This window comes from Specibacter sp. NPDC078692, from assembly GCF_040686835.1.
Taxonomy (GTDB): domain Bacteria; phylum Actinomycetota; class Actinomycetes; order Actinomycetales; family Micrococcaceae; genus Specibacter.
On the sequence record NZ_JBFBLV010000017.1, the window covers coordinates 16,593 to 39,452 of the forward strand.

Below are 22,860 nucleotides of genomic sequence, written 5' to 3' on the forward strand. Positions count from 1 at the left end.
AAACCCCCATTCTTTTTTTGCCTCACACTCTTGGAGCAAGCCATGACATCCGTGAACACCACCATCCAGCTCATTACCCGCGAACAAGCCGAAGCGACCCAACGCAACGCTCAAAATCCAGCTCCGCAGCCAGGAATGCCGGGCCGCGCGCAGGAAAGCTGCGATGACGATCTGGCCGAGGGCCCCTGGGAATTCGATCTGGCCGAGGCGCTCGCCGGCACTCCCGGCTACGGCCCCGGAGCCTCCAACGAGGACAAAGCTCCAGCTGCCACCCCGGTGCAGGGTCAGCTGCCGCAGGAGTACAAGGACGCCTCCGATGCCGAACTTGAGTCCCGGATTCTTGCCGCCAAAGCGGAACTTGGGGAACGCGTCGTCGTGCTTGGGCATTTTTATCAGCGCGACGAGGTGGTGCAATTTGCCGACTTCGTGGGCGACTCCTTCCAGCTCGCCAACGCAGCCAAAACACGTACGGAAGCCGAAGCCATCGTCTTCTGCGGCGTGCACTTCATGGCCGAGACCGCTGACATGCTCTCCGGTCCGCAGCAGAGCGTGATCCTGCCGAACCTGGCCGCCGGCTGCTCCATGGCCGATATGGCTGATCTGCCCTCGGTTGAGGCCTGCTGGGCGGAACTGGAAGAGCTCTACGGCACCGAGCCCGACGCCGATGGCCGTGTACCCGTGATCCCGGTGACCTACATGAACTCCTCAGCCGCGCTGAAGGCGTTCTGTGGAGAGCGCGGTGGCATTGTCTGCACGTCCTCGAATGCGTCGACCGTGCTGGAGTGGGCCTTCGAGCGCGGCCAGCGGGTACTGTTCTTCCCGGATCAGCACCTGGGGCGCAACACGGCCAAGGCCATGGGTGTGCCGCTGGTGGAAATGCCATTGTGGAATCCGCGCCTGCCGCTGGGTGGGAACAGCGCCGAGGTCATGGACAACGCCAAGGTGGTGCTGTGGCAAGGTTTCTGCTCAGTGCACAAGCGCTTCACGGTGGGGCAGATCGAGCAGGCCCGCGTGGACTTCCCGGGCGTTCGTGTGATCGTCCACCCGGAATGCCCCATGGAGGTGGTGGACGCGGCCGATGAAGCTGGTTCTACCGACTACATTCTCAAGGCCATCCAGGCCGCACCTGACGGAACCACCTTCGCCATCGGCACCGAGATCAACATGGTCAACCGGCTCGCGGCGCAGTACCCGCAGCACACCATCTTCTGCCTTGATCCGGTCATCTGCCCGTGCTCCACCATGTACCGCATCCACCCCGGCTACCTGGCCTGGGTCCTCGAAGGGCTCGTGGCCGGCGAGGTCCGCAACCAGATCACGGTTCCGGAGACCACCGCCGTCAATGCCCGCATTGCGCTGGAACGGATGCTCGCCGCCAAACCCCAGCCCAAGACGGTGCAGCCCAAGAAATCCGTACGCGCATGACTAACTCGCATCTGGTAGTTGTGGGTAGCGGAATTGCCGGACTCTACGGTGCGTTGCTGGCCGCCGAGGCAGGGTCGCGGGTGACACTGTTGACCAAGGGCACCTTGGCCCAAAGCAACACCCATCACGCCCAAGGTGGAATCTGCGCCGTGCTCGCCGAGGGGGAAGCTGCCCCGGGCGATTCCGTGGAGGCGCACATCGCCGACACCCTCAAGGCCGGCGCAGGTCAGTGCGATCCAGAGGCCGTGCGCATCCTGTGCACCGAGGCAGCCGCCGATATCGCAGCTCTCGAGCGTTTCGGTGTGCGCTTTGACCGTGACGCTAGCGGGCGCCGTTCCTTGGGATTGGAGGGTGCTCATTCGGCCGCTCGGATCCTGCATGCCGGTGGGGATGCCACGGGAGCCGCCATCGCCAATGGATTGATCGCCGCGATCCGCGAGCAGGCGGCGCTGGGCCTGATCACGCTCCTGGAGAATAGCTTCGCCACGGAGCTTCTGGCCGCTAACCCTGAAGCGGCTAACTCTGAAGCGGACGACGGCGGTACCTTTCCCCGTGCGCCAATCGCCGGCATCGCCTACCTAGACTCAGCAGACGAACGCCAGACCTTGGCCGCCGACGCGGTGCTGCTGGCTACCGGGGGTGCCGGGCAGCTTTTTGAATTCACCACCAACCCGCACGTTGCCACGGGCGACGGCGTAGCTCTCGCCTGGCGCGCGGGCGCAGTGCTGGCCGATCTTGAATACTTCCAGTTCCACCCAACGGCGCTCGCGGTGGGGCAGAACTTCCTCATTTCCGAGGCCGTGCGCGGGGCCGGGGCCGTGCTGCGTGACTCTAAGGGTGAGGCGTTCATGGCCCGCTACCACCCGGAAGGCGATCTTGCCCCGCGTGATGTGGTCTCCCGCAGCATTGCCGCTCATCTTGGAACCCTTGCGGAGAACGCTCGGATCGCAGGTGAGCCGGAAGGCCCTGCCCATGTCTTCCTTGATGCCAGCGGAATCGAGGAAGCCAACGGCGCCGGATATCTGGCCCGACGTTTCCCCACGATCGACGCAGCAACAGCCAAGCTCGGCTTCGACTGGCGCCGCGACTGGTTGCCCGTGGCTCCCGCAGCTCACTACTGGATGGGCGGAGTGACCACTGATCTGTACGGACGAACCACCGTCCCGGGTCTTTACGCCGCCGGGGAAGTGGCCTGCACCGGTGTCCACGGCGCTAACCGCCTCGCCTCCAACTCATTGCTCGAAGGCCTCGTCTTCAGCCGCCGCGCCGTCGCTGCCTTCACCTCGCCGGACCAACAAGCTTCCACGGACCAGCATGCCTGGTCCATGAAGTTCAACGCCGCCACGCACGACGCCGCCACAGCCCTTGAGAGGATCCGGAACCACCCTGCTGGGTTGGGCCGGGAAACGCTGCGGCACGTGATGGGGCAGCACGCCGCGGTGGTGCGCGACACCAAGGGGTTGCAGCTGGTAGAAACTGCACTGCACAAGGAAGCTGCACTGCACAGTGTTGGGCACTCTGGGTCCGAAACGCGCTCCCTGCGCCAAGAGCTTGAGGACCAGAACTTGCAACTCGTGGCAGCACTCCTGGTGCGTGCATCCTTGGCCCGGGAGAACTCTGTCGGTGCGCATTACCGCGCGGATTTCCCGCAGGGACCAGATGTTCCTCTGGGCTCAGCTACCCGGGACTCCAACCATTGGGTGAACCCCGACGCCCGCTTGACCACCATCGAACCCCAGCGTGAAAGCGAAACAGTATGAACGCCGTCGTGCCTGTCTTGAAAGAAACTGTCCTCAACGAAACTGCCGTGAACGAAACCGCCATCCCAGCCCTGCCACAGCTGCCACACACCGCGGTGGCCGAGATTCTGCGGCGGGCCTTTGCTGAGGATGCGCCGTACGGGGACATCACCTCCGCGACGCTGCTGCCAGCTGATGCGCAAGCCACCGCCTGGCTCGTGGCTCGGGAGCGCGGCATCTTCTCCGGTGGGGACGTTTTCCGTGCCGCTATGACCATGCAGGATCCGGACGCCCGGGTTGAGCAGTTGGTGGCCGACGGTGCCCGCTTTGAGGCGGGGGACCGACTCATGTCCGTCACCGGGCTGGCCCGGGCCGTGCTGACGGGGGAACGGATCGCGCTGAACCTGACGCAGCGGATGAGTGCCATCGCCACCCAGACCGCCGAATATGCGGCCCTGATCGCTGGCACCAAGGCTCGGGTCACCGATACGCGCAAGACCACCCCCGGCCTGCGTATCCTCGAACGCTATGCCGTGCGCTGCGGGGGCGGGCACAATCACCGATTCTCGCTCTCTGACGCCGTGCTGGCCAAGGACAATCACCTGGCTGTGCTGACCGGCGGGGATCTTGGCAAGCTGACCGCGGCGCTCGCCGGCGTGCGTGCCCAGCTCCCGCACGCCGTGCACTTTGAGGTTGAGGTGGACTCGATCGCGCAGATTGAACCCGTGCTGGCGGCCGGCGTGGACACCATCATGCTGGACAATTTCAGCAACGACGAACTCGTCCAAGGCGTGGCGCTGGTCAACGGCCGGGCGCTGGTGGAGGCGAGCGGCAACGTGAATCTGTCCACCATCGCCGGGATCGCGCGCACCGGAGTGGACATCATTTCCGTTGGCGCCTTGACCCACAGTGTCCGGGCTCTGGATCTGGGCCTGGACATCGCGGTGGACCTGGCCGGACCTGTGCAGCAAGGCTCAGTGGATCTGCCGTGATTTTTCTCGACGCCGCCGCCACCACACCAGTCCGCCGGGAGGTCATCGAGGCCATGTTCCCCTTTTTGACCAACCAGTTCGGCAACCCTTCCAGCCATCACGAGCTGGGAGAAATTGCCGCAGCTGCCCTGACTCGGGCCCGGGAACAATGTGCGACGGCGTTGGGCGCCCATGCGGACGAGCTCACCTTCACCTCCGGGGGCACCGAGGCCGACAACCTGGCCGTCAAGGGCCTTGCCCTGGCCCGCCGCGCCGGGGATCCTCGGCTGAACCGGGTGCTCATCAGCGCTGTGGAACACCCGGCAGTGGCGGAATCTGCCGACTATCTGCGTCGCGTCCACGGCTTTGAGGTGGAACTGGTTCCGGTGGACGGCGACGGGCTGGTCGATCCTGACGTGTTTGCCGCGATGCTGGCAGGCCCCTCGGGCTCCGGCACTGCGTCCAGCGACGGGGCTGACGGTGATGTTGCTGGTGGTGACGTTGCGGGCGGTAACGTGGCTGGCAGTGATGTTGCGGTGGCTTCCATCATGTACGCCAACAACGAGGTGGGCACGGTTCAGGACCTGACTGCGCTGTCCGCCGCGGCAGCAGGCGCGGGCGTGCCGCTGCACAGCGATGCCGTCCAGGCTGCCGGCTGGCTGCCCCTGGATGTCCGGGCGCTGGGCGTCACGGCGCTGAGCCTTTCCGGGCACAAGATCGGCGCGCCCAAGGGCGTGGGCCTGCTCTATGTCAAGGGTGGTTCCCTCTATGAACCGTTGATCCACGGCGGCGGGCAGGAGCGCGGCAACCGCTCGGGCACCGAGAATGTGGCGTTTGCCGTGGCCCTGGCCACGGCGTTGGTGACGGCCGAAGCGGTGCGGCCCTCCGCCGTGGAACGGGTCACGGAATTGCGGGAAAACTTCATCCGGCGCATCCTGGCGGACATCCCCGCCGCGCAGCTGACCGGGCACCGCACGCGCCGGCTGCCGAATGTGGCCTCATTTTGCTTCCCGGGCACCAGCGGTGAATCGGTGCTGCTGGAGCTGGAGAGACGGAACATCGTGTGCTCCTCCGGCTCGGCGTGTGCGGCGGGTTCCGATGAGCCGTCGGCCGTACTGAGCGCCATGGGCATCGAGCGCACCGTGGCGCAGACTGCGCTGCGGTTCAGCTTTGGCCCGGACGTCACGGCCGAGGCATTGGAAACGGCGGCCACCGAACTGGCGGCCGCCGTCGCGCGGATGCTGCGCCTGGGCTAAACGGGCGTGCAGGGCAGGCACATAAAAAATGCGCCCGCTCCCCACAAATGCGCCCCGTATACCGGGCGCATTTGTGGGGAACGGGCGCATTTCCCGAGGCTGGTCAGCGGGGCGCGATGCTAAGCCGCCAGCTCTACGCCGCCAGCCACGGAGGGCGCCCTGTCCCAGTCGAAGTGGTTGCGCAGCACCCGGTTCCAACGGTTGGCCGGCAGGTGCGGATGCAGCAGGGCGATGCCCACACAGTACTTGCTCATGCTCAGGTGGCGGATGCCCATGCCCCGGACAGTCTCGATCCGTTCGGGGCCGAACTTCTTGCGCAGGTAGCGGATGTAGACGTCCACAACGTTGGATCCCGGGTCAAAGTCGAAGCCGCACACCTGGGAGAGTAGCTGTTCGCGGGAGAGCACTTGGTTCCAGTGCCGGAACAGGGCCTCGGCCAGGGCAAATTCGCGGGCGCTGAGGTCCTTGGACACGGCGTCCACTTGGGCCCGCCGGATGTGCACGGTTCAATCATTTCGTATGAAGGTGAGGGGTGGATGAGGCCCGGTTGAGAGTTCTCTCATCCAAACATGTCCACGGGCGGCGGGCGAATGCGCCCACCACGATCACCTGATGTGTTCCGCCGATTCGGTCAGGGTGGGTCCGGGCGCAGACAACGCCGACTGCCTGACCTACGAACACCGGGGCTGACTTACAGGGGCAAAGCCCGGGTTGCGAACAGGGGCCGGGAGGCTACTTCGCGCTGGCGGCGCTGCCGTGGCGGACCCGGCGGAAAATCCAGTAGCGCAGCAGCAGGAAGCGGGTCACGGCCGAGGCCACGTTGCCGAGCACAATCACCACCAGCTCTACCCAAATTGAAGCGTTCGGGGAAACCTGGTGGAGCACCCACAGACTGCCGCCGGTCATGGCAAGCGCCAGCAACATGACCCACAGCCCGCGACGCTGGTCCCGCCACCACAGGTGGCGGCCATTGACGCCGAAGCTGATGCGCCGGTTCAGCTCGGTGTTGAGGATTGAACACAGCACAAGGGAGATGACGTTGGCCCACTGGGTGCCGGTGTAGGGGCGCAGGTTGGCAAAAATAGTCATGGAGATGACGGTGCAGATCACGGCAACCACGGCGAATCCGCGCAACTGTCCGGCCAGCACCGGGTTGGTGTGCCACCAGTTTTTGAGCGCACCGAAAACCCCGCGGCCCGTGGTGAGGGGCTCGACGGGGTGTGGATCCGGAGGTGCTGTTGTTGCCATGGTTAACTAAATCTTGCCAGCTGCATGTGGGAACACCCAGCTAGCACCGAGTGTGTTGCCTGTGAGTTGTTTTCGGATCGGCGGAATCACCGAGACTACAGCCCGGCCACCACGGGGTTACGCAGCTCGCCAATGCCGGCGATGCGGGCGATAACCTCGTCGCCGGGGGTGATTTGGCGGCATTCGGCGGGGAAGCCGGTCATGATGACATCGCCGGGCTGCAGCGTCAGGAAGCTGCTCAGGTAGACCAGGATCTCATCCACGCCCCAGCCCAGGTCGTTGCTGGTGGCGGGGGTCAGCTCGGTGCCGTTGTGAACAATGCTGATGGCCACGCCGTCGTCCTTCAGTCCCACAACAATCCACGGCCCGAGCGGGGTGAAGGTGTCCGGGCTCTTGGCGCTGAGCCAGAGCTCGTCCGACTTTTGGGCGTCTCGGTCGGAGACGTCGTTGCCAATGGTGAAGCCAAGAATGGCGCGGCGGGCGGTCTCGAGTGTCAGGTTCTTGGCGAGGCGGCCCACCACGATCGTCAGCTCAGCCTCGGGGTCAACGTAGCCAGCGCCGGGGCCCAGCTCGATGGCATCGCCCGGGCCCACCACGGAGCTGGCGGCCTTGTGAAAAGCCTGCGGGGGCAGGGCTCGGCCGGGTGCGCCGGTGTTGTGGGCCATCCCGAAGACATTGACGGGGGCGCACGGGGCCAGGAAGGTGAACTGGTCTTCGGAGACAGTGGCGCCTAGGGTCCAGCCGTCGCGGAAGACGCTGTTTTGGTTGGCGGGGGAGGCGGGGAACGGTGTTTCCACAACGTGCCAGATGCGGCCTTCGGGGCTGTCGAATTCGGCGGCGTCGTTGCGGACAAAGAACTGCTCGGCCAGGGGAGCCTCCACGGCATCGAATGGACGGACACGGGCAAGGCGGTACGGCGCAGTAGTCATGAGGACATCCTACCTCTTGCTGGGGGAGTGTTGACTTTGACGTGCTGTTCAGCCCTGTTCGGACTCATTCATCCAGGTTTCCGCTGATGACTTCCAACGCCAAGGCTTTGGCCGCCTTAGCTTTCTCGCCCAACTCTTCCGATAGGGCTGCGATGAGACCCTCCATCAGAATCGTCTGCGGGATTCTGCTGGTCACCGTCACTTCTTCACGAAAACTTAGATCCCCCATGCCCACCACGAGCGAGAAGTCCGCCATGGCGGCCAAGGGCGAGCGCGCAAAAGCAGTGATGGCCACCAGGGTAGCCCCGGCGTCCTTGGCTGCCTGGGCTACCCGCAGGCTGGAGCTATTGGCGCCGCTTCCGCTGATGATGAGCAAGAGGTCCGACGGCGCAAGGAGCCGCGCCGAGATCTGCTGACCAATCACATCCAATGAGGATTCCGCGGGCCGGCCAATGGCACTCAAACGCGAAGCCATGTCGGCAGCCAGCGGGGCGGAAAGTCCATTGCCCACCACCAGCATTCGTCCGGCTTGAGCCATAGCTTTCACGGAGCCAGTCACGGCGTCGGGGTCAAGCAGCGCAGCCATGGTGGCCACGGCCTGGCCCACCTGGACAAACGTGTCAGCCACCATGCCCGGCGCACCAACTACCTTGGGCCGCTGATCGGTACTGGCATACCCGGCGTCGCGGGCCAACAGCACACGCAGTTGTTGGTACCCAGAAAAGCCCAAACTCTGGCAGGTACGGACCACGGTGGCCCGGGACGCTCCAGCCAAATCGGCTACCTGTTGGGAGGAGAGCTCCACGATTTTCTGGGTGTGCGCCAAGAACACGGCAGCCACGGCCTGCTCGGCTGGCAATAGCGAAGGACGGGCAGAACGGATATGGGCCACAACCTGACCGGGAGCATGCTCAATCACTAGCTAGCCTTTCTGTGAGCGCTCGGCGCGAGTAGCGGAAATCAGCTGCGAAATACGCTCAACTTCTGAGCCATCCAGATCAAAAACTACCTCCGGTCTAATGCTCACAGGCAACACGAAACGTAGCGGCAACGTTCGCACTCGGGCCAGCGAACCCGCAGGGGCTACTTGACTCTGGCGTTCAGCTGCTGTTCCGGGGAACGCGCTAATGGTTATAATGGTACCGCCGCTGCCGGCAACCGCCCGCTCGTGGCCCGGGGCGGCCATGACGTCATTGGAATTGACGATCCCCGACGTCACCACCACCGGAATACGTGAAGACCCTGCCGCCAGCACATCGCTGAGGTGGTGATGGTAGTGACCACTGAGAATGGCAACCGTGTCTGTCCCGGCCAGCGCCTCGGCCAGCTGGCCAGCATTCATCAGCTCGATCCCATGATGCAGGGCGGTCACCGGCTCCACGGGAGGATGGTGGATGACCACCACGGTGCCGTGCCCATAGCTTGTGGCCATCTCCGTGCGCAGCCATGCCAACTGCTCATCGTCAACATAGCCGTGGGTGCGGCCAGGTACCGAACTATCTACGGTAATGATCCGGTACCCGGCCACATGGCTGATGCCCACGATGGGTGCTTGTGCGGCAAGTTCGACGCCGGACAAGGCGCCACTGTTGCTTGAGCCGCTGTTGCTTGAGCCGCTGCCGGAGTCGGGGTGTCCATTACCGAGAACTTCACGGAAGCCGGCGCGCTGATCGTGGTTTCCCATGGCATAGATGGCCACGGCACCGTGCCGGGCTGCAAAGTCTCCGGTCAGCGAACGCAAGGTGCGGTAGGAAGCCGGGGACCCGTCGTCGGACACGTCTCCGGAAAGCACTACCAAGTCCAGGGGACCGGCGTTCGCAAAGGACTCAAGGGTAAAACTGTAAGCGGCTACGGTATCCACAGTGCCCTGGTGGAGCACGCCTGCGTCCATGAGGTGGGTGTCGCTGAGATGGAGGATGCGCAGGGTGGTCATGACGCCAGCTTAGGGGCGCGCCACGTGCCGTGGATGAGTTTGTTGCGGACGGCGCCGGAGATTTGGTCGATCACCATGGTGACGACTACTACCACGATGAGCAGCATGCCCACGGCGTCCCAATTGCGGAACTGCACGTTGTCTTGGAGCATCTTGCCGATACCGCCGGCGCCGATGAGTCCCAAAATGGCCGAGGCGCGCACGTTGATTTCAAAGCGGTAGAGCCAGAAGGAGAGGACTTCCGGGGCGGCGGAGGGCCACACGCCCCAACGGATCAGGGATAAGGTGCCGCCGCCGGTGGAGCGGACGGCTTCCTTGGGGCCCGGGTCCACGCCTTCGAAAGCCTCGTAACCCCATTTGCCCAAGGTGCCGATAGATCCGACAGCCAGGGCTAGGGCGCCGGTGAATGGTGTCAGCCCGGTGACCGAGAGAATCAAAATGGCGATGACCACTTCAGGCACGGCGCGGATCACGGCGAAGATGAAACGCAGGGGCGCGTTGACGGCGCGCGGAGCCAGGCCCCTGGACGCCAAGAAGCTCAGCGGGAAGGAAATAATGATGCCTAAAACGGTGCCGATCCACGCCATTTGGACGGACAGAATGGTGGCCATGAAGGCCTCGCCAAACTTGCTCCAGTCCGGCGGGAACAACATCAGGCCCACATATTTGATCAGCTGGGTGGGGAAGTCGGCCAAGGCCGACCACTTGATATCCACCGACCAAAACGCGGCAACCACGACCATGCTAACCAGCAGCCACAGCGTGGTGCGCAGTCTAGAGGTTGGTTTGACGGGCCGTGCTGTGCTTTGGGGTTTGGGCTGGGGTTGCTGCTGGGTGATGAGTGTCGCCACGCTACACCAACTTCTTTCGTAGCCAGGCGGACAGTGATTCCAGCACCAAGACCAGCACCAGGATTTCCACAATGATCAGTGACAGTTCGTGGTACCTGAAGAAACTGCGGACGTTGTCAATCAGGATGCCCAAGCCGCCCGCACCCACCAGACCAATGACCGTTGAGGCGCGGATATTCAGCTCAAAGGTGTACAAAACCTGAGATGCGAAGCTGGGCAGAATCTGAGGCAACATGGCCGCCCGGTTGGCCTTGGGCCAGCTGGCACCGGCCGCCAGCGCAGCCTCTTGCGCTCCAGCGTCCTCGCCATCGAGCGATTCCGAGACCAGTTTCACGATGATGCCAATATTGAACAACACCAGCGCCATGATGCCCGAAAGCGCGCCAACACCCACCACGGCCACCAGGATCGAGGCAAACAAGATGTCCGGCACGCTGCGAATCATGTTCATCACGAACCGCACGCCCGCGAGCAGTTTGGGCCGAGGATTTGTGGCCCGCGATGCCAAAAATGCCAGCGGCAGCGACAGCGCCGAGCCGATCACCGTAGCGATCACGGCCATCTGCAGGGTCTCCAGCAGAGCCGGAATGGTCTTGGGAAAGAACCCGTAATCGGGCTGGAGCAGTTGAATAATGTTGGTGGTGGCGTTGCGCCAGTTGGCCGCGATGGCTGGCAGATCTACCTGCACACCGATCCCGGCCCAGATGGTGATTGCCACCAGAAGTACGACGGCGGCTACCGTCCTTGCGCCGTGGCGCGGCTTGGTGGGGCGCTGGGTCTGCGGCCGGGGCTGCGGGGCGGGTGAGACGGAGGCGCTCAAAGTTCAGCCTTGGTGCCTAGGACGTCTTCAGCAGTCAGGGAGCGGCCGTAGATGTTTTCAAAGACGGACTCATCGGCGTCGGCTCCGGCGCCATCGAAGACCAGCTCCCCGGAGCGCAAGCCGATCAAGCGGTCGCTGTAGCGACGGGCAAGGTCCAAGAAATGCAGGTTCACCACAACGGTGATGCCCAGCTCGGCGTTGATGCGTTGGAGATCGCGCATCACCACGTGGGAGGTGGGCGGGTCAAGGGATGCCACAGGCTCATCAGCCAAGATCACCTGGGGCCGCTGCGCCAAGGTTCGGGCAATGGCCACTCTCTGTTGCTGGCCGCCGGAGAGGCTTGAGGCCTTTTCGTAAGCCTTGGGCACAATCTCGACTCGTTCCAAGGCAGACATGGCGAGTTCGACGTCGTCGTTCTTCCAAGCGCCCAAAAGGGTGCGCCACGCAGGGGAGTGGTAGAGCCTGCCCATGAGCACATTGTTGAGCACGGTGGTGCGCTTGGCCAGGTTGAAGCTCTGGAAGACCATGCCCACGTTGGAGCGCAATTCTCGCAGATCCTTGCCCCGAAGCTGGGTGCCGCCGCGGCCGTTGAGCTGATGGGCGCCGACGTTGATGCTGCCGCTGGTGATGGGGACCAGACCGTTGATGGTGCGGATCAGCGTTGACTTGCCGGCGCCGGAGAGGCCCACGATTCCTACCATTTCACCGGCTGGAATGTTCAAGTTGATGTTCTTCAGGCCGGTGTAGCCATTGGGGTAGGTCACCGATACATCGCTGAAACGGATATCCGCCGCGGTGTGCTCCATGGGATCTGCTTTCTATTGCTGTGCCGCCCAATGTCCCGCACCTCGAGGTGAGGGCGGGACATTGGTGACTCGGTGTGGAGTTGAGCTGGTTAGCGCCGGTAGGCCGGGTTGTCAGCCCAGACCGATGGAGCGTGCTGCTTCCTGAGTCTTGCGCAGGCTCTCCGGATCAGCCTTCGCCATGCCGGTGATCTGGTAAATCGCCGTCAGTGCTTTGACGCCCTCAGGGGTACCAGCGAAATCGAGCATGGCCTCATCGATCTTGGTCTGCCAGTCGGAGCTGAGCTTGCTGGAGATGGACATGCCGTCGTTAGGGACTTCATCCGTTAGGGCGAAGACCACTACCTTTTCGCCAACATCGGGGTTGTCCTTGGCCACCACTTCACGGGCATCCCAGTAGCTGAAGCCAACCTCAGCATCGCCCTTGTACACGGCAAGCACGGAGGCATCGTTGGCAGTGACCTTGATGGGGGAGACATCCTCGATGGCAATCCCGGCGTTCTTCATGGCGGCAACGGGGAAGATGTAGCCGGCAGGCGAGGCGGGGGAGAGCATGGACACGGTAGCGCCCTTGACCTTGGCGACTGAATCGAGCCCGGCGGGGCCGTTGCCTGATGCAGTTCCGTTGCAGTAAAGCATGCCGTTGGGTCCTGCAGCGGGGGCGTCGGTGCAGTACTTCTCAGGATTGTTAGTGAACATCTGCGCAGCGTAGCTGGACTTATCCTTGCGGACCGTCTGCAGGGCGGGAACGGCGCCATACTTGTCGCAGGCCTGACTCATCTGCAGGGACGGGAGCATGCCGATCTGTGCTTGATTGGAGCCGATGGCTTCTACGGCTGCCTGGTAATCGGCGGTGATGACACCCTTGACGGGGATTCCCAAGCGGCTGCTTAGTGCTTCCTCCAGCGGCTTGACTGTGTCAACGAGCTTCTTGGCGTCACCGGAGGGAACCAGCGCAAGTGTCAATTCTTTAGGGGCGATGGCGGAAGCGTCGCTGGTGCCGACACAACTTGTTGCCCCGTTTGTGCCGTTTGCCGCCGAGTCAGCGCTGTCTTGGCTGACGCCGCAGGCCGAAAGAGCAAGGATGCTGGCCAGAGCCAATGTTCCCAGTGCTGCGAGTTTTGAACGATTCTTGATCACAGAGGTGCCTTTTCTGAAGAGGGGGTGGAAATGCCTTGATGAGTGGAGCTGAAACCGGCTGGATCGTGGGCCCAGGCGGAGATTGCGTCATACAGCAGTTCAATCCGCGGGGCGCTGACCGAGGCCGTGCCCGTGCGGTGGTTGAAGCGGTCAATGAAGGCAGTTACGCAGCCATGGCGCGATGGCAGATCAATGTCATTGCTCCAGACATCGCCAACACTGAGCAACTCGTATGGGGCCTTGTTTGCAAGCAGGACGGGAAGAAGGCCAGAGAACCCGGCTGGTTTGCCGGCGTCGGGCATGATCAAGTCAATGGAGTCAGTCAGGCCCAGGGTGGCCAGTGATTCTGCTACGCCAATCAGTGGAGCGTTGGTCAGCAGAACCCGGAAGGCAACACCAGCCAGGCTGTCCAAAAACTCGGCCAACCCTTCTGGTGCGGTGATCTCCACAGTCCCTGCTGCCAGCCGTTCTCGGCTTTCGGCGTACGCCCGGTGGAGCCCGTCCGAATCGATCATTTCGGCAGCGAGGGCAGCCACCGCTGCGTACCCGTCCTTGTAGGCGGGGGCGTTGGGGTCTTCGGCGAGAAAGGCATCCAGTCCTTCCCGAAGTGCAGGGCGGGATGCTTCTGGAATCTGTTCAGCGACGGCGTCTGCATATGCAAGAACCGGGCCATCGCCTAGACAGACGGTGCCGTCGAAATCAAGAATCAGTAGCGGAAGAGGTTGTTCTGCAGCCTGTTGGGCTGGCGTCGTTAGGATCACAAAAATTAGCGTACGTGACCATGAACACCGTGTCCATGAGAATGGGTTCTATGGAACAACTGTTCACGCAGTGTTTACACAAGGGTTTCTTTTCGGTGTAGATCAGATGGTTTTGGGCGCTCGCCGTCGCGGTAACGGAACAGATTCTGCGTGCCCGGGTAGCAACGCAGACTTATGGCATAGAATCCGTGCATGCCTAAAGGAACCGGGAAATTGCTCAGTCGTGCCGTTACAGCAGCCGTGTCCGTGGGGTTGGCTGGGGCCGTGACCGTAATGGGTGCCCGTGCTTTCCGGGCTGGGGTTGGTACTCCTACTGGCGACTTTGGTGCCACCTTGAACTCAGCCGAAATTGGTGTGGAGTACGCGCAGTCCGCAGCGGATCAGCTCAGTGAACTGATCACCTACCGCACGGTTTTCTCCAGCGCGAGAGACCAGATCGAACTGGAGCAGTTCACCAGCTTCATCGATGCTTTGGCCCGGCTGTACCCGATGGTTCATGCCCGCTTGAGCCGAGAATTTGTCAACGGCCATGCGCTGTTGTTCAGGTGGGCGGGAAACGGTCCGAATGCGGTGGCACAGCCCACCGTGTTGATGGCCCACTACGATGTGGTTCCCGTGGACAGCCGCGACAACTGGACGTACCCGGGCTTCTCAGGACACCAGCAGGACGGGTGTGTCTGGGGTCGAGGCGCCCTTGATGACAAGGGCGCCCTGGTCGTGATTATGAATGCGATTGAGTCTCTGCTGGCGGAGGGATTTTCGCCCGCGCACGATGTTTATCTGTCTTTCGGTAACAATGAAGAGACTGCTGGTGACAGCGCCCAAGCAGCCGTTGAACTGTTGGCCGCTCGGGGGATCAAGCCGTGGTTGGTGCTGGATGAAGGTGGTGCTGTAGCGGTTGACGCGTTTCCGGGGTTGAAGGCTCCGGCGGCCGTTATCGGTGTGGCTGAAAAGGGCATCCTGGATTTGCAACTCCTGACTAGGGGTGCCGGCGGGCATGCATCAACACCGCCTCGGATGGGTGCTACCGCGCGCTTGGCGCAGGCCATTGTGGCTTTGGAAGAGTCGCCTTTTCCTGCTTCTATGCCGGATCCCATTGCTGACATGATGAGACGCATTGGATCGAATAGCGGATTTGTTCTGCGCTTGGTGACGGAAAACCTGTGGGCCTTCAAAGGACTGCTCACTCAAGCCTTTGGCGTTGTGGGCGATGAAACCCGGGCCCTGACCCGAACCACTGTGGCCGTGACCATGCTTGAAGGGAGCAAGGCGTCCAATGTCCTCGCATCTACCGCTCGTGCGAATGCCAATATCCGTATTGCTGTCGGGGAGAGCGTTGAATCGGTGGTTGAACGGGTTCAGGCCATCATTGACGATCCAGAGGTGGAGCTGACCGTAATTTCTGGCCACGATCCCTCGCCGATTTCCTCATTCTCCAACGAACAATTTGCACTGTTGAGCCGAGCGGTTTCGGTGTCCTATCCCGATGCGGTGGTGACGCCTTATATTCAGACCGGGGCCACCGATTCACGATACTTCACCGCCATATCTTCAGCCGTCTATAGATTTTCACCGTTGCTGATGGACGTATCGGACCGTGGCTCTCTGCATGCCGTAAACGAACGAGTACGGATCAGTTCCCTAGGGGCCGGCGTGGTGTTTTACCGCGAACTGCTGCAGGGACTGGGTTAGCAGCCGATGCCGTTGGGGTTGACGATGCAGTCGTCAGCGTAGAGGTGGGTTTCGGCGCGCCAGACGGTGAGTGGTTGGGCTGGTGAGGGGATGTTGCCTTGGCCGGGGATGGATAGTTCGGGGCCGCCGTTGACGGTGTAGGTGCCGTCGAAGTGGGTGGTGACGCTGATAGTGAGGCGTCCGGTTTCGGTGTAGATGTGGCTGGTTTGGGTTTGTTCGCCGATCCGGTCTTGGTGCAGGGGTGCGCCGTGAATGGGTGTTGGTCCCCAGATGGTGCCGTCGCCATAGTTCCAGGTGTAGGCGACTGGGGTGGCGGTGATGGTGACGTTTTGGCCGAGCATGGTGAGGTTGAAGGTTTGTGTACTGGCTGTGGCCCAGACGTTGGTTTCTTTGCCGCGGAGGGTGTGTGGTCCTGGTTGGCTGCCGAATTCGGCCGCTACTACTGGGGTGCGCTGGAACTCGGTAGCTATTTGCCCGGCGATCTCAGCGAGAAGGTCCCTGGGTTGCTCGTCGTAGATGCAGACTGGGCCTGAATGAAATGTCCAGATGAGTGGATCAAAGGCTGTGTCGGCGTAGTACCAGTAGATGGCTGTTCCAGGCTTACCCTCAGGGCTACTTGCACCGGATGAGCATTCCAGCATTAGTTCGGTACAAGCGCTAAACACAAGGCTGTCACCGTCTGTACAAGCGAACCGATACTCGTACTGGGTTGTTTCTCCAGGTTCGGTAGACGGCGCCAGCGGCTCGAAGTTTCCTGCATCCGTCTGATCACGGCTATCCACGATAATTCCGGTGCCATCCCAATCGGGCGTATCGACAGCGGCCAAGGCCCGCGCCGGAACTAAGAATGTGGCAATTAGCACTGCCGTGCAGGATGCTGAAAGAAGTAGACGATACACCGACATAGCTAACTCTTTTTTAGAATCTCTGCCGTCTTGGCGATCCAGCCGTCATTGGTATAAACGGCTTCGACGAGATTGGTTCGGGCAATGGCTTGAGAGTGGTCTTTTGTGAGTGTCCCATCAGCGGAGTAGTAGCTAACTTTGGTTTGGCGCACCAGCAACATTGCCTGATAGGACCCGTCTGTGGTTTCACTGAAGGGACTAGTCGTTTGAAGAATGTTCATCTGACCGCCAACTGCCCATCCGCCCTCTTTGTACCAATTCTCGACTGGTTCCTTGATGAAGAGGCAAGTTTTACAGCTAGGATCACTGATTTCCATCATGGGCCCCGGGTCGCCTGTTTCGAAGACATAGCCGAGGGTGCTGTACCAATGTTCAGCGAAAGCAAGGAGGCCGTCTTTGCTGAATTCCTTTGCCTTTTCAGGCAGAACTGGGACCGGGACGTTTTGAGCCGGGCCCTCCGCAGTAGCAGGTTTGTAGACGGCAGCAGTAGTCGGCGGCGGAGTTGGCTGTTCAGCCGTGGACGTCGACGTGGCTGTGCTGGTTGCAGGTCTGCTGGTTTCCGGAGCTGATGCGCTGGTGCTTGGGTCCGTGGGTGTCGACGTGCAGCCAACGAGAGACATCATCATGGCAAGGCAGATGGCTACGGCATAAGTGTGCAATTGTGAACGGTGACGATGGCAGTTAGCTGTCATCGTCGCGGCGTCCCGATGCCGATCTTTGCTGTGACTATCTTGCATGCCCGGCCCCTACCCGTGGTGCTGAGTGGACAGCGCCCTCGTCATTGAGGTGGCTGCTCTGTGGCTTCCTACCAAGGTACACGCGGGAAAGCTTACCTGCCAGAAGTTATCCACAACTATGCATAATCCGGGGCCGGCGGGCCCTCCGATGCAGTGTTTGGAGCACGGCTAGGTCATCCATTCCTCCACACTTGGTTCTGCGACCGGTGGATTCACATGCAGCACTATCTCAGCGGAAATGTCAGTACCTTCTTCTAGAATATATATATGGACACAGCGGCAAGGATGCCGGTACAACCGGTATCCGATTCAGGAGATCTAAGGGTTGGCGATCATATTCACCAACTCCTCAATCTTGCTGCGGCCCTTGTTCGAGCAGCTACCGTCGCTCCTACGGATGATCGTCAGGTCGCAGAGACTGTGGTGGTAGAGGATCTTAGCGCCGGCCGCTCTGCATCTTCATCCGCTGGTGCCAGCGATGTCTCGATCCCTGGTCAGACGCCCTTCGGTTTAGATATGGGGTCGCTTACGGACGCTGAGTGTGTGCGTTGGTCACAGGACCTCGAGCAACTGGGTCGTTTCCAGCAAGCCATGTTAGTGCAAGCTACTGGTAAAATTGCCCAACGCGTTGATGCTGGCCGATATGCGGCCATGGGCGTACACGGTACTGTGGACCTCCTCATTCAGTCCGTGCGAATAAGTGCCGCCGATGCCAGACGCAGGATTGCGTTATCCCAGACTTTATTGCCCACTCGTGATCTGATCACTGGCGAGATCGCACCTGATGCGACTCAACCGGTACTGGGTGAGGCATTCTTCACGGGTCAACTATCGGTTGAGCAAGCGTCTATGATCGGCAAATTTGTGGCGGAAGCCAGTGGACTATCCAAAGCGGATCGAATCAGTGCAGAAACTTGTAATGAGGTAGAGGAATCGTTGGTGGAGACAGGGCAAGAGCAAGGCCCTGATTTTCTGAGACATGCAGGAAACCGAATTATGTCGTTGCCGGATCCTGATGGCCACAAGCCGACTCCCGGTGACCTGCTGGCGAAGCAGGGTGTGTTTTTCCGTAAGCCCCGCCGTGGATTGATTCACTTCGATGGGCACATGACCATTGAGCAGTATGAGACTCTCATGGTCGCTATCGGCACCGCCACGAATCCCAACAAGCACAAAGACATCAACGGCATCAACGGCATCAACAACGATCAAGGCGCTGATGCTCAGCACTCCTCTGCAGATTCAGAGCCATTCGGCGATGACCACGCCCAATCGAATCAGGCGAACCAGACAAGTCAATCGGGCCAATCGAACCAATCGAACCAAGAAGGGAAGGCAAGCGACGGCGGCGAGGGAGACTCAGTCCCGGGTTGTGAGGCACAGGGAACCTTGTTTGAGCAGTTGAACGGAATTATTGGCGTCTTCAACGCTGCGGAGCCGGTACCGCCGGTGGAGTCTGCCGAACCTTCAGAACAGCAAGTTCAAGGACCGAATGGGCACGATCCAACAGCACAGCCGGGACCGGAATGGCAGGGAACAAAAGAAAAGTTAGGCATGCAATGGCAGCGGACCTTGGATGCTTCTATAACTGTCAAGGGTTGACCATGTCATGCCACGGGGAACTTGCCCGATAGCCGGCTACTACTTAAGGCTGTTAAATGGCGAAGTGGCCAACCTCTTGGGGACGGTTGGCCACTTCGGTTTAGACGCTACAAGCACACCCTGACAATTGGCTCAGTGCTTCACTCCCCGGCCACAACCAGGCAACCCCAGCACACGGTTCCCTGCCCGCCTGACACGACCAAGTCACCCTGCCCGATGCTCCCCATGAAAATATCTCTATCAACATCCCGAGCAACTTCCTACGCGCCATGCGTTTGGTCCGCAGCAGGTGCGCGTGGACCAAATGGCGATTTCATTTCACTACATCCCACTTCTATGGGGATAATCCGTGTGATGTTCTCGTTTACAAATGGGATCCGTCAATGTCTTTGTTACTGCTTCTGCTGGTAGATATCGGGGATTCCGTCATGATCGTCATCAATACTCTCTTGCGCATGGATTTTTCGGTATTTCCTGTTCCTACTGCCGAGCAAAATAGACGCCAAAACTGCGGCAAGGATGGAAGCGGTCAAAATGGCGACCTTCGCGTGATCGTTGGCGGGGCTACCGAGTCCGAAGCTGAGTTCACCAACGAGCAGCGAAACGGTGAAACCGATGCCCGCTAAGAGACTTACACCTAGCAGGTCCACCCATTTGAGCTCCGGGTCCAGGGTCGCCTTGGTGAATTTGGAGGTGAGGAAGGTTGCTGCCAGGATGCCGATTGGTTTTCCAAGAACCAAGGCGACAATGATGCCAATGGCGACGGGGTCGGTCAGAGCTGAACGCAGTCCCTCAATACCGCCCACGAAGACACCAGCGGAGAAGAACGCGAAAACGGGTACAGCAAAGCCCGCTGAGATGGGGCGGAAGCGGTGCTCGAAGGTTTCGGCCAGCCCTGGTACTTCGCTGTGTTTTCCGTGTTTCTTGCTGTGTAAGACGGGGATGGTGAAGGCGAGAGCTACCCCGGCGACAGTCGCGTGGATACCTGATGCGTGAAGCAGGGCCCAAGCGGCGAAGCCAAGAGGCAGCAAAATGAACCACGCTGCGGAAGGGTTCAACCCAAAGAAGCGCCGGTACTTTTGCGCAAGAAACGCATAGAGTCCTAGCGGAATCAGGGTCAACAGCAGAGCTGTGGTGTTGATTTCGCTGGTGTAAAACAGCGCGATAATGGTGATCGCCATGAGGTCATCGACCACCGCGAGGGTGAGCAGAAATATGCGCAGTGGGGTGGGCAGGTGTGAGCCAATGACGGCAAGGACCGCGACGGCGAAGGCAATGTCAGTAGCGGTGGGAATCGCCCAACCTGAGATAGTTTCAGGGTTTCCCCAGTTGATCGCAGCGTAGATCAACGCCGGGACAACAACCCCACCCACAGCAGCCGCCACAGGAACGATAGCTTTACTGATCTGGCGCAGGTCCCCGGCAACCATTTCCCTCTTCAGCTCCAGACCTACAAGGAAGAAGAACACGGCCAATAGCCCATCAGCCGCCCACGCCCCCAAGCTCAATTCAAGATGCCAGGGTTCATAACCAATTTTGAAGTCGCGGAGTGCGAAGTAGCTCTCGGAAACCGGAGAGTTGGCCCAGATCAGGGCGACGACTGCGGCAATGACCAGCAGGATGCCACCGATGGTTTCCTTGCGCAGGATCTCACCGATCCGCAGGGCTTCCACATAGCTGCCGCGCCCTAAGAGGGGACGTCTGGGAAGTTCTTGAGTGTTCATATGGCACAGTCCTTTAATCAGGGTCGACTTTTACATTGCCGACCAGACTTCCCGGCGCACCTGTCTTCAACCCTATGGCATATAGCTAGTGTCCGGCTCCAAGTTTTCCGCCCATGCGTTCGCGCATTTTGAGGCTTGCCGCATTCAATCCCTCTATCTCGACGGTCTTGCCATATTTGGCGTATTTAGCGGTTATCGCATCCACCGCGGCGATAGTCGAGGCATCCCACAGGTGGGAGTTGTAGAGGTCAATAACGATCCTTTCGGGGTCTTCGGCATACTCGAATTGGGTATAGAGGTCGTTAGATGAGGCGAAGAAAAGTTCTCCGTTGACCTCGTACTTGGCAATTGTCTCCCCAAAGTGTTCCTCGATTCGACGTTCCACCGTAACCAGGCGAGCAACGCGGTTCGCGAAGAGGACCATGGCTGTCAGCACCCCGACACCAACACCAATGGCCAAATTATGGGTCCAAACGGTGAAGATCACGGTGGCAACCATGACGGTCGTTTCGCTCTTGGGCATCATGCGCAACGTGGCGGGTTTGATGCTGTGCCAATCAAAAGTTGCGACGGATACGAAGATCATCACAGCGACCAGCGCGGCCATGGGTATCAGCGCCACAATGTCCCCCAAAGCAACGACGAGGATCAGCAGGAACACTCCTGCCAGGAACGTGGAGAGGCGGGTGCGGGCGCCGGAGGCCTTGACGTTGATCATGGTCTGGCCGATCATCGCGCATCCTCCCATACCGCCAAAGAAGCCCGTGATGATGTTCGCGACTCCTTGGCCCCAGGACTCGCGTGTCTTGTGGGAATGGGTGTCGGTGACGTCATCGACGAGTTTGGCTGTCATCAACGATTCGAGCAACCCAACGAAAGCCATGGCCAACGCGTAAGGAAAGATAACCTGCAGAGTTTCAAAGTTCAGTGGCACATTCGGCACGAACAACGAGGGAAGGCTCTCGGGCATCTCTCCCTTGTCCCCCACAGTGGGGACGGCCAAAGACGCCACGACAGCGATCAAGGTAAGGACCACGATAGCCACCAACGGGGCCGGAACAATCGTGGTGATCTTCGGCAGACCAAACACAATCAACAGACCAAGGGCCGTCAACGGATACACCAGCCACGGTACACCGAGCAGTTCCGGAACCTGGGACATGAAAATCAGGATTGCCAGCGCGTTGACGAAGCCAACCATGACCTGGCGCGGAATGAACCGCATCAGCTTAGCCACACCAAGTAGGGCTAGAAGAATCTGGAAAACACCGGCCAGGATGACCGCGGCAATAAAATAATCCACCCCGTGGCTCTTGACCAAAGGAGCAATAACCAGGGCAATGGCGCCCGTCGCTGCGGAAATCATCGCGGGACGTCCGCCCAGGAATGCAATGGATACGGCCATCGTGAAAGAGGCAAATAGCCCAATGCGCGGATCAACACCGGCAATGATGGAAAAAGCAATGGCCTCAGGAATCAGGGCAAGTGCCACCACCAAACCGGCCAGGACCTCGGTCTTGAGCAGGCGGGGAGATTTGAGAGTGCGAAGAACGGATTGCCGTTCCTCAGGAGTCAGAACAGGGTGTTCTGCAGTTGTTTTCGTGGCCATTGATGGCTCCGTTCAAAAAAGAATGAGAGCGCTCAAGCGCTCAGTTACGTAGAATCGTGGGGGTCGGCGCGTCCTTGCACTGGGCAATGAACTACCTCGGCTAGGAATGGCCGGGCGATACACCGAACAATTACAACTCTAACCTAACGTAAGGGTAGAGTTGGAACTTTAGGGACTTAGGGAGAAGTTTATGATCGATATGCCACCACCCGCTGCCACCGAGCAGACTATGCACATCGGGGACTTGGCCGACGCCACAGGACTCTCCCAACGCACTATCCGCCACTACGACGAAGTGGGGCTTCTTCCTGCAACAACCCGCAGCGACGGAGGCTTTCGGATCTATACCGGATCAGACTTACAACGCATGCTGGTCATCCGGTCCATGAAACCACTGGGCTTCACACTCGAAGAAATGGGAGAACTCCTGGATACCGTAGACGTCCTGACTGCCGATCCAGATAACAACGACGCCCGGGAACTTCTTGCCCAATATGTCCACCGCGCAAACGACAAACGAGACAAGCTTGCTCTCAATCTCAAACGCGCCGACGCCTTCATTCAGGACCTCAGCAGCAAATAGGCCACGCTACGGCCTTAGTGCAGCAGATTTCCTTGACGGTCTTTTGATCACCAAGGCAGCCCGGATTTTCAACGCTGGACTACTTCTTGGCAGTGTTCCAGTTCCGAGGAAGTGGAAAGCCCCCGGATGGGA

General features: G+C 60.5%; 20 protein-coding genes and 3 pseudogenes. 9 read left to right on the plus strand and 14 right to left on the minus strand.

The features are described from left to right. Positions 1-42: 42 nt before the first annotated feature. The 4 genes from nadA (at position 43) to AB0O97_RS12495 (ending at position 5,391) form a co-directional block, all read left to right on the plus strand. Positions 43-1,425: a quinolinate synthase NadA gene (gene nadA, locus AB0O97_RS12480; RefSeq protein WP_363883008.1), complete on the plus strand. Its 1,383-nt coding sequence runs from the start codon at positions 43-45 to the stop codon at positions 1,423-1,425. Next, positions 1,422-3,185: an L-aspartate oxidase gene (gene nadB, locus AB0O97_RS12485; protein ID WP_363883011.1), complete on the plus strand. Its 1,764-nt coding sequence runs from the start codon at positions 1,422-1,424 to the stop codon at positions 3,183-3,185. The genes nadA and nadB overlap by 4 nt, the downstream gene beginning before the upstream one ends. Before the next feature lie 71 nt (positions 3,186-3,256). Then, positions 3,257-4,156 carry a carboxylating nicotinate-nucleotide diphosphorylase gene (nadC, locus tag AB0O97_RS12490; RefSeq protein ID WP_363883129.1) on the plus strand — a complete coding sequence of 300 codons (900 nt, stop codon included), beginning with the start codon at positions 3,257-3,259 and terminating at the stop codon, positions 4,154-4,156. Next, positions 4,153-5,391, plus strand: a complete 1,239-nt coding sequence (locus tag AB0O97_RS12495) for a cysteine desulfurase family protein (RefSeq protein WP_363883013.1) — start codon at positions 4,153-4,155, stop codon at positions 5,389-5,391. Before nadC ends, AB0O97_RS12495 begins: the two co-directional genes overlap by 4 nt. A gap of 119 nt (positions 5,392-5,510) precedes the next feature. Here AB0O97_RS12495 and AB0O97_RS12500 read toward each other — a convergent pair. Continuing rightward, a pseudogene (locus AB0O97_RS12500) lies at positions 5,511-5,855 on the minus strand (winged helix-turn-helix domain-containing protein); the annotation flags it as partial. A 106-nt stretch (positions 5,856-5,961) separates the two neighbouring features. Here AB0O97_RS12500 and AB0O97_RS12505 point away from each other — a divergent pair. Continuing rightward, positions 5,962-6,081 (plus strand): annotated as a pseudogene (locus tag AB0O97_RS12505) (DUF1540 domain-containing protein); the annotation flags it as partial. A 42-nt stretch (positions 6,082-6,123) separates the two neighbouring features. Here AB0O97_RS12505 and AB0O97_RS12510 read toward each other — a convergent pair. The 9 genes from AB0O97_RS12510 to AB0O97_RS12550 form a co-directional block, all read right to left on the minus strand. Further along, positions 6,124-6,639 (minus strand): GtrA family protein, encoded by a 516-nt coding sequence (locus AB0O97_RS12510; RefSeq protein ID WP_363883016.1) that lies wholly within the window; start codon positions 6,637-6,639, stop codon positions 6,124-6,126. 95 nt (positions 6,640-6,734) lie between these two features. Next, positions 6,735-7,568 (minus strand): fumarylacetoacetate hydrolase family protein, encoded by an 834-nt coding sequence (locus AB0O97_RS12515; protein WP_363883018.1) that lies wholly within the window; start codon positions 7,566-7,568, stop codon positions 6,735-6,737. A gap of 64 nt (positions 7,569-7,632) precedes the next feature. After that, complete coding sequence (locus AB0O97_RS12520; protein ID WP_363883020.1) at positions 7,633-8,487, minus strand: MurR/RpiR family transcriptional regulator; 855 nt, start codon at positions 8,485-8,487, stop codon at positions 7,633-7,635. A gap of 3 nt (positions 8,488-8,490) precedes the next feature. Beyond that, entirely contained in the window at positions 8,491-9,501 is a 1,011-nt protein-coding gene (locus tag AB0O97_RS12525; RefSeq protein WP_363883023.1) for a metallophosphoesterase, read from the minus strand. After that, positions 9,498-10,274 (minus strand): phosphonate ABC transporter, permease protein PhnE, encoded by a 777-nt coding sequence (gene phnE, locus AB0O97_RS12530; RefSeq protein WP_363883132.1) that lies wholly within the window; start codon positions 10,272-10,274, stop codon positions 9,498-9,500. Before phnE (AB0O97_RS12530) ends, AB0O97_RS12525 begins: the two co-directional genes overlap by 4 nt. Positions 10,275-10,353: 79 nt before the next feature. Next, complete coding sequence (gene phnE, locus AB0O97_RS12535) at positions 10,354-11,172, minus strand: phosphonate ABC transporter, permease protein PhnE (RefSeq protein ID WP_363883025.1); 819 nt, start codon at positions 11,170-11,172, stop codon at positions 10,354-10,356. After that, entirely contained in the window at positions 11,169-11,978 is an 810-nt protein-coding gene (phnC, locus tag AB0O97_RS12540; RefSeq protein WP_363883028.1) for a phosphonate ABC transporter ATP-binding protein, read from the minus strand. The genes phnE (AB0O97_RS12535) and phnC overlap by 4 nt, the downstream gene beginning before the upstream one ends. Positions 11,979-12,089: 111 nt before the next feature. Beyond that, on the minus strand, positions 12,090-13,115 hold the full coding sequence (gene phnD / locus AB0O97_RS12545; RefSeq protein WP_363883031.1) for a phosphate/phosphite/phosphonate ABC transporter substrate-binding protein: 1,026 nt from the start codon (positions 13,113-13,115) through the stop codon (positions 12,090-12,092). Beyond that, positions 13,112-13,876 carry a hydrolase gene (locus tag AB0O97_RS12550; protein WP_363883034.1) on the minus strand — a complete coding sequence of 255 codons (765 nt, stop codon included), beginning with the start codon at positions 13,874-13,876 and terminating at the stop codon, positions 13,112-13,114. Before AB0O97_RS12550 ends, phnD begins: the two co-directional genes overlap by 4 nt. A gap of 192 nt (positions 13,877-14,068) precedes the next feature. Between AB0O97_RS12550 and AB0O97_RS12555 the strand changes: the two genes are divergently transcribed. Next, on the plus strand, positions 14,069-15,568 hold the full coding sequence (locus AB0O97_RS12555) for a M20/M25/M40 family metallo-hydrolase (RefSeq protein WP_363883037.1): 1,500 nt from the start codon (positions 14,069-14,071) through the stop codon (positions 15,566-15,568). On the opposite strand, the gene AB0O97_RS12560 is transcribed toward AB0O97_RS12555, so the two are convergent. Then, entirely contained in the window at positions 15,565-16,431 is an 867-nt protein-coding gene (locus AB0O97_RS12560; protein ID WP_363883040.1) for a hypothetical protein, read from the minus strand. The two genes, AB0O97_RS12555 and AB0O97_RS12560, sit on opposite strands and share 4 nt — an antisense overlap. Positions 16,432-16,475: 44 nt before the next feature. Next, positions 16,476-16,940: pseudogene (locus AB0O97_RS12565) on the minus strand (DUF6318 family protein); the annotation flags it as partial. Between the two features lie 49 nt (positions 16,941-16,989). Here AB0O97_RS12565 and AB0O97_RS12570 point away from each other — a divergent pair. Then, complete coding sequence (locus AB0O97_RS12570) at positions 16,990-17,124, plus strand: hypothetical protein (protein ID WP_363883145.1); 135 nt, start codon at positions 16,990-16,992, stop codon at positions 17,122-17,124. Positions 17,125-17,477: 353 nt separating this feature from the next. After that, positions 17,478-18,812, plus strand: a complete 1,335-nt coding sequence (locus AB0O97_RS12575; protein ID WP_363883043.1) for a hypothetical protein — start codon at positions 17,478-17,480, stop codon at positions 18,810-18,812. 392 nt (positions 18,813-19,204) lie between these two features. On the opposite strand, the gene nhaA is transcribed toward AB0O97_RS12575, so the two are convergent. Next, positions 19,205-20,536 carry a Na+/H+ antiporter NhaA gene (gene nhaA, locus AB0O97_RS12580; RefSeq protein ID WP_363883046.1) on the minus strand — a complete coding sequence of 444 codons (1,332 nt, stop codon included), beginning with the start codon at positions 20,534-20,536 and terminating at the stop codon, positions 19,205-19,207. Between the two features lie 85 nt (positions 20,537-20,621). After that, the gene (locus AB0O97_RS12585) at positions 20,622-22,145 is read right to left on the minus strand and encodes a SulP family inorganic anion transporter (RefSeq protein WP_363883049.1); all 1,524 of its coding nucleotides are present in this window, start codon (positions 22,143-22,145) and stop codon (positions 20,622-20,624) included. Between the two features lie 190 nt (positions 22,146-22,335). Here AB0O97_RS12585 and AB0O97_RS12590 point away from each other — a divergent pair, with 190 nt between their 5' ends. Then, complete coding sequence (locus tag AB0O97_RS12590; RefSeq protein ID WP_218713694.1) at positions 22,336-22,728, plus strand: MerR family transcriptional regulator; 393 nt, start codon at positions 22,336-22,338, stop codon at positions 22,726-22,728. Positions 22,729-22,860: the final 132 nt, after the last annotated feature.

Excerpts from the sequence above, each read along its gene's own strand:
- nadB (WP_363883011.1), top strand. The coding sequence starts at position 1,422 with ATGACTAACTCGCATCTGGTAGTTGTGGGTAGCGGAATTGCCGGACTC.
- AB0O97_RS12590 (WP_218713694.1), top strand. The coding sequence starts at position 22,336 with ATGATCGATATGCCACCACCCGCTGCCACCGAGCAGACTATGCACATC.
- AB0O97_RS12525 (WP_363883023.1), bottom strand. The coding sequence starts at position 9,501 with ATGACCACCCTGCGCATCCTCCATCTCAGCGACACCCACCTCATGGAC.
- nhaA (WP_363883046.1), bottom strand. The coding sequence starts at position 20,536 with ATGAACACTCAAGAACTTCCCAGACGTCCCCTCTTAGGGCGCGGCAGC.
- phnC (WP_363883028.1), bottom strand. The coding sequence starts at position 11,978 with ATGGAGCACACCGCGGCGGATATCCGTTTCAGCGATGTATCGGTGACC.
- nadA (WP_363883008.1), top strand. The coding sequence starts at position 43 with ATGACATCCGTGAACACCACCATCCAGCTCATTACCCGCGAACAAGCC.
- AB0O97_RS12515 (WP_363883018.1), bottom strand. The coding sequence starts at position 7,568 with ATGACTACTGCGCCGTACCGCCTTGCCCGTGTCCGTCCATTCGATGCC.
- AB0O97_RS12585 (WP_363883049.1), bottom strand. The coding sequence starts at position 22,145 with ATGGCCACGAAAACAACTGCAGAACACCCTGTTCTGACTCCTGAGGAA.
- AB0O97_RS12555 (WP_363883037.1), top strand. The coding sequence starts at position 14,069 with ATGCCTAAAGGAACCGGGAAATTGCTCAGTCGTGCCGTTACAGCAGCC.
- AB0O97_RS12510 (WP_363883016.1), bottom strand. The coding sequence starts at position 6,639 with ATGGCAACAACAGCACCTCCGGATCCACACCCCGTCGAGCCCCTCACC.
- AB0O97_RS12575 (WP_363883043.1), top strand. The coding sequence starts at position 17,478 with ATGGACACAGCGGCAAGGATGCCGGTACAACCGGTATCCGATTCAGGA.